General features: G+C 64.6%; 9 protein-coding genes. All 9 read left to right on the top strand.

What is annotated here, in order from left to right; translation table 11 throughout:
- The first annotated feature begins 50 nt into the window (after positions 1-50).
- The 9 genes from DIZ26_RS34690 to DIZ26_RS34645 all read left to right on the top strand — a co-directional run bounded on the left by DIZ26_RS34690 (position 51) and on the right by DIZ26_RS34645 (position 5,054).
- The gene (locus tag DIZ26_RS34690; protein ID WP_112248809.1) at positions 51-371 is read left to right on the top strand and encodes a hypothetical protein; all 321 of its coding nucleotides are present in this window, start codon (positions 51-53) and stop codon (positions 369-371) included.
- 49 nt (positions 372-420) lie between these two features.
- Positions 421-768, top strand: a complete 348-nt coding sequence (locus DIZ26_RS34685) for a hypothetical protein (protein ID WP_112248808.1) — start codon at positions 421-423, stop codon at positions 766-768.
- Positions 769-894: 126 nt separating this feature from the next.
- The gene (locus DIZ26_RS34680) at positions 895-1,743 is read left to right on the top strand and encodes a hypothetical protein (protein WP_157979915.1); all 849 of its coding nucleotides are present in this window, start codon (positions 895-897) and stop codon (positions 1,741-1,743) included.
- Positions 1,736-2,572, top strand: a complete 837-nt coding sequence (locus tag DIZ26_RS34675) for an FtsK/SpoIIIE domain-containing protein (protein ID WP_112248806.1) — start codon at positions 1,736-1,738, stop codon at positions 2,570-2,572. Before DIZ26_RS34680 ends, DIZ26_RS34675 begins: the two co-directional genes overlap by 8 nt.
- Positions 2,569-2,775 carry a hypothetical protein gene (locus DIZ26_RS34670; RefSeq protein WP_112248805.1) on the top strand — a complete coding sequence of 69 codons (207 nt, stop codon included), beginning with the start codon at positions 2,569-2,571 and terminating at the stop codon, positions 2,773-2,775. Before DIZ26_RS34675 ends, DIZ26_RS34670 begins: the two co-directional genes overlap by 4 nt.
- Positions 2,775-3,092: a hypothetical protein gene (locus DIZ26_RS34665; RefSeq protein ID WP_112248804.1), complete on the top strand. Its 318-nt coding sequence runs from the start codon at positions 2,775-2,777 to the stop codon at positions 3,090-3,092. The genes DIZ26_RS34670 and DIZ26_RS34665 overlap by 1 nt, the downstream gene beginning before the upstream one ends.
- Positions 3,089-3,355 carry a hypothetical protein gene (locus DIZ26_RS34660; protein WP_112248803.1) on the top strand — a complete coding sequence of 89 codons (267 nt, stop codon included), beginning with the start codon at positions 3,089-3,091 and terminating at the stop codon, positions 3,353-3,355. Before DIZ26_RS34665 ends, DIZ26_RS34660 begins: the two co-directional genes overlap by 4 nt.
- A 289-nt stretch (positions 3,356-3,644) precedes the next feature.
- Positions 3,645-4,700, top strand: a complete 1,056-nt coding sequence (locus tag DIZ26_RS34650) for a hypothetical protein (RefSeq protein WP_112248801.1) — start codon at positions 3,645-3,647, stop codon at positions 4,698-4,700.
- Between the two features lie 102 nt (positions 4,701-4,802).
- Positions 4,803-5,054 carry a hypothetical protein gene (locus DIZ26_RS34645; protein WP_112248800.1) on the top strand — a complete coding sequence of 84 codons (252 nt, stop codon included), beginning with the start codon at positions 4,803-4,805 and terminating at the stop codon, positions 5,052-5,054.
- Positions 5,055-5,147 lie beyond the last annotated feature (93 nt).

Raw genomic sequence — 5,147 nt, 5'->3', positions numbered from 1 at the left:
CACCCGCTCAGACGGAGCGGGGTCGGACGCCTCAGAAAGGGCGATTCCTCATGAAGCTCACGATCGACACCACGGGCAAGACGTTCACGGTCACGAAGGCTGTGGAGGAGAAGAAGGACCAGAACGGCCGGCAGAAGGAGGACCGGAACACCAAGGAGCTGCTCTGGACGGTTCAGGTGATGGCGCTCGACGAGACGGGCGGCGAGGTGATCAACGTGACTTTGACGGGCAATGCCATGCCGAAGTTGAACGTTGGCGCTGTTGTCGTGCCGGTCGAGCTGGAGGCCATGCCGTGGGCCACCAATGGGCGGAACGGTGTGGCGTACCGGGCCAAGACCCTCAACGCGCAGGCCGCTGGTAAGGCTGCCTAGTTCCACCTGTCCCGTGATTTCGTGCAACTGCTCAGCTTTGGGGGTAGTCATGTCGCAACCGATGGAAGATCGAACCGTCACAGCGAATCAGGCACAGGCCGAGTACGTGGCCGCGTGCAACGAAATCATCGAGATCGAGATGGTGATCAACTATCTCGACATCAGCATCGCTGAGGCTCTCAACCGGGCCAACCCGGTTGTCGCCATGCGCAATGACATCACCGCTATCCATGTCACGGATGCGTTCTGGCAGCTGCTGGATCTCTACCGCGAGGCTGACAACCGTCGCCTCAGTCTCTACGCCGCCCGCGACTACTCGTACGCGGTCTGGCAGTCGGCTTCGGCCGAACCCACTACGGCTGACGCTTACGTGTCAACGCCGCTGAACCGCCGCTAGAAACCAAGAACGGCCCTCGAAAGGGCCGCTCCCTGGAAACGAGACACCAAGCCGGGCCACTGGCCTAGGAACCGGTCCTGGCTTGGTGTTTTTCCTGACTCAACCCCCTGATCGGGAGGTCTTGCCATGCCCAAATCTACCCGTTCGAAGTCGTCTTGGCGATCAGGTCGCCGTGGACGCTCCACCGCCATCATGTCCGGCGCGGTCGAAACCATCACCCGCCCGAACCAGACCTGGCCCCTCCTCGTCCTGCTGACCATCTGGCGCTGGCGCTGGGAACTGGCCTGCCTGACCGGACTCCTCTACGTCTGGCACAGCCACTACACATCAATCCGCGTCTTCTTCACCGACACGCTGCCCGGCTGGGTCGCCGTCGTGTTCCTGCTCGGCACCCTCTACTGGCTGATCGCCGACACCCCGGTACGCCGGTTCCTGCGCAACCGCGTCTGGTGCGTCATCACCCGGCACCGCGTCCGGGCCTGCCTGGTCGAAACCAGGATCCTCAACTACTCCGGCAACCTGCCCTTCATCGTCGGCTGCTTCTCCACCCGAACCGGACAGGTCGTCTGGATCTGGATGCGGCCAGGACTCTCGATCGAAAAGCTCGAGAACCACTCCGAAACCCTCGCCTCGGCGTGCTGGGCACGCTCGGTCCTCATCGCCCGGTCCCGCCGCAACGCCGCCCTCGTGCGCATCGACATCGACCGGCGCGACCCCCTGGCGAAGAAGACCATCCTCTCGCCCCTGCTCCACAACACCAGCGGCATGCCCGAAGCGGCCGTCGCAGACGACGCCGTCTTGGCCTTCATCAGCCCCGACGACGCCACCGCGGACTCACCCAGCCAACAGCCGGCCAAAACCCCGGCAGCCGGTGAGACCCGTACCCGCACATCGAAAACCAAGACCAGCGCAGCCGTGAACGACAACGCAGGCGTGGTCCTGGTCAACGGAGAAGACGTGTCCGACTATGTCTAACCGATTCCGAGTGTTCCCCCGGCGCAAGCCGGGGGGCACCCCCAGCCCCAAAGGCTCCCTGTCCATCTACGAACCCGCCTACCTCGGCGTCGACACCCGCGGCAAGCCCGTCTACGTGCCGCTCATGTACCGCAACATCCTGCTCGGCGGCGAACCCGGCTCCGGGAAATCCGTGGCCCTGGGCAACATCGTGTCCCACGTCGCGCTGTGCACCGACTGCGACCTCGTACTCGTCGACGGCAAACTCGTCGAACTCCTCCCCTACGCGCCGGTCGCGAAAGAGTTCGTCGGCAACAACATCGCCAAAGCTCTCAAGATCCTGCGTGGCCTCCAGGCCGAAATGGATCTGCGCTACCTGCACCTGGCCAACACCGGCCGCAAGAAGATCACCCACGAAGACGGCTACCGGGCAACCCTGGTCGCGATCGACGAACTCGCCTACTTCTCCGTCACCGTAGGCACCCCCGAACAGCAAAAAGAGTTCATCACCGTCGTCCGTGACCTCGTCGCCAGGGGCCGCGCCGCAGGCATCATCGTCGTCGTCGCCACCCAGCGGCCATCGGCCGACATCGTGCCCACCTCGCTGCGCGACCTGTTCTCCTACCGGCTCGCGTTCCGGTGCACCACCGACTCGTCCAGCGACATCATTCTCGGCACCGGCTGGGCCAAAGAAGGCTACTCCGCCAAGGACATCAACCCCGACGACCTCGGTATCGGGCTGCTCCTGGCCGAAGGCGGCATCCCCCGCCGCATCAAAGGCGCCTTCCTCAACGACCGCAACGTCAACCAGATCGTCCGCCGCGCAGTACACCTCCGGAGGGCCGCATGATCACCGTCAAACCCGTACCCGCGACCGGCTTCACCACCGTCCGCGACAGCGACGGCAACCCCGGATGGCTCCACGACTGCGGAGCCTTCGTCTATTCACCCACGACACCCGATCGCTGTGGTGTCTGCTGGTCCGCTCTGCGTACCCGCCAAGCTTTCAACACCGCCTGGAAGAGGGCCTACGTCTTCCGGGGTGATCGCTGATGACCTACTACGACGCATCAGGCGGCGAACGCGAAGACCGCATCATCATCGGCTACGACTTCACCGACAACGCCGTCACCGGCATCAACCTCGCCTGCAACGGCGACACTCCACGAGTCGTCATCGACCTGGGCAACACCCCCATCGAGATCGAACTCGTCACCGGCTCCGTCACCGCCATCAGCGGACTCATCGACGCCCTCTACGAAGCCCGATCCCTCCTCGAAGAACACCAGGTCCAGCACGCCACCAAAACCGACACCTGGACCCAAGAACAGCTCTACATCCCGTCCGACTGGACGGAGGACCAGCCATGAGCGCCTACCTCCCCAACGACGGACGGTTCCCCGACGACTCGGCGGTCTGGACGCCGTACCCGCTCCCCGACGACAAGACCAACGGCACACCCGACGAGAACTGGCCCTGGCTGCGGGGATACGTCCTCGGCCAATGCGGACCCGACGAATGGCACATCGCCATCGACGTCCCCGAACTGATCGAACACGGCGACGGCTACGACTGGCTACCCGCCTGCTTCCGCGAGTCCTGCGAACTACGCCCTCTCGTAACGGGCGACTGATGCGCGCGGCAACGAAACGCCGCGTGACACGTAACTGTCAAGGCCAACAAGCCATCACGACAGACCTGACCCCGACCGTCAGCATCCCGGCCGCTGAGCCGGTCAAGAAGAAGACCCCGTCGACCAAGAGCCACCGCTCCGAGCGAGCAGACGACTGGGCACACACCACCGTCGGCTCCCCAAGACCGTGCGTCCTGTGCGGATCTCCCGCCTCGATGCGCGACCCCTGCACCGACGAGCCCTGCCACATGACCTGCGCCAAAACCCAAGCCCATAACCAAGGAGAGCAATGGTGACCACCGACCTCGCACCCGTCGTCCAGGTCCTCGGACAACCCGACCTGTCCGCTATGCCGGCCATCGCCGAACCGGCCGCCGCCAAGCCCGCGACCACGACCAAGCTGACCGGTCTGACCAACGCCAACACCGCAGCCCTGCACGGTGTCGGGGGCTGGACAGTCACCAAGACCACCGCCGTCTACACCGGCACACCCGTGAAGGCGCTGGCTTCGGTCCAGACCCAGATGAACAGCATCCGTGCCGCCGAAGGCGGTCGAGCCTCCGGCTACCAGTCACTCATTGCCGTGCGCAACAAACTCAAAGAACTGTCCATCGGAGGCAGTCACCCGGCCGTCTCGGTCACCATCGCACGCGCCACCAAGAAGCCTGTAACCAAGACTCGCACCGGGTCGCCCGCAGCCCGGCTGACACGTAAGCGTCAAGACGAATACACCACCGCCCAACTGGTCGCCACCCTCGAGACCGGCTGGGCCGCGATCCGCGCCAACCACCCCGAAGTACCGGCAGTCGTCATCATCGTCGGCTCCGGAAGCGCCTCCAAACAAGCCCGCTACGGGCACTTCGCCCCGATCCGCTGGCAACACGGAGACCACCAACTCGCCGAAGTCCTCATCTCCGGCGAAGGACTCAAACGACCTGTCGAAGAGGTCTTCACGACCCTGCTCCACGAAGCCACCCACGCTCTCGCCCACTCCCGCGAGATCAAAGACACCAGCAGGCAAGGCCGCTGGCACAACCAGAAGTTCGCCGAACTCGCCTCCGAGCTCGGCCTCGACGCCACCAAAGATCCCAAGATCGGCTGGTCACTGTGCACGCTGCGTGCCGAGACAGCCACCACCTACAAGTCGGTCATCGCAGACCTCAAGAAGGCCCTGATCGCCTTCCGGCACCCCGAGACCAGCGGGGCCGAGGCCAAGAAGAACAACAACAACGCGATCCCGTGCGCCTGCCAATGCCCACGCCGCATCCGCGTCGCTAAAGCAGTCCTCGAAGAGGGCTCCATCACCTGCGACATCTGCGAAACCCACTTCGAACCAGACGAGTAACACCGGTCCGTTGCTGGCTCCCATCTCCGGAATCCACGGGGTCCCGGAGATGAGGGCGAACACCGAACCACACCCGCACCACCAACCGAAAGGGATCCACCGATGAGCATCGACATCAACGCCTACGCCGAACTCACCGCCCACCGCGCCGTTGCCGACAGCACCTTCTTCTGCGACTGGGTGGCAGGCGAACACCTCGGCGGCCACGACTGGTGCCCCACCGTCCTCGAACCCGGCGACGACTACACCCACGTCGTCAGGGGAGACACCACGGTCGGCCGCTACTGCATCGGCTGTGGCTACCACCTGTTCGGCACCGCCGAACTCGAACCCGCCCCCACACCCACCGCCTGACACGTAACCGTCAACCGGGGCGGTCCCGGCGCACATGGGCCGAACGCCGAGACCTCGACCCACCCAACTCCCGGCCGGGACTCAAAGGGCGGT

Source organism: Kribbella monticola, from assembly GCF_003261635.1.
Taxonomy (GTDB): domain Bacteria; phylum Actinomycetota; class Actinomycetes; order Propionibacteriales; family Kribbellaceae; genus Kribbella; species Kribbella monticola.
The sequence above is the reverse complement of the archived record's forward strand: the minus strand, read 5'-3'. Positions and strand labels throughout refer to the sequence as shown.

What these genes read in the sequence shown, in the direction of transcription:
- DIZ26_RS34690 (WP_112248809.1), top strand. Translation starts at nt 51, where the DNA reads ATGAAGCTCACGATCGACACCACGGGCAAGACGTTCACGGTCACGAAG.
- DIZ26_RS34675 (WP_112248806.1), top strand. Translation starts at nt 1,736, where the DNA reads ATGTCTAACCGATTCCGAGTGTTCCCCCGGCGCAAGCCGGGGGGCACC.
- DIZ26_RS34660 (WP_112248803.1), top strand. Translation starts at nt 3,089, where the DNA reads ATGAGCGCCTACCTCCCCAACGACGGACGGTTCCCCGACGACTCGGCG.
- DIZ26_RS34670 (WP_112248805.1), top strand. Translation starts at nt 2,569, where the DNA reads ATGATCACCGTCAAACCCGTACCCGCGACCGGCTTCACCACCGTCCGC.
- DIZ26_RS34645 (WP_112248800.1), top strand. Translation starts at nt 4,803, where the DNA reads ATGAGCATCGACATCAACGCCTACGCCGAACTCACCGCCCACCGCGCC.
- DIZ26_RS34680 (WP_157979915.1), top strand. Translation starts at nt 895, where the DNA reads ATGCCCAAATCTACCCGTTCGAAGTCGTCTTGGCGATCAGGTCGCCGT.
- DIZ26_RS34665 (WP_112248804.1), top strand. Translation starts at nt 2,775, where the DNA reads ATGACCTACTACGACGCATCAGGCGGCGAACGCGAAGACCGCATCATC.
- DIZ26_RS34685 (WP_112248808.1), top strand. Translation starts at nt 421, where the DNA reads ATGTCGCAACCGATGGAAGATCGAACCGTCACAGCGAATCAGGCACAG.
- DIZ26_RS34650 (WP_112248801.1), top strand. Translation starts at nt 3,645, where the DNA reads ATGGTGACCACCGACCTCGCACCCGTCGTCCAGGTCCTCGGACAACCC.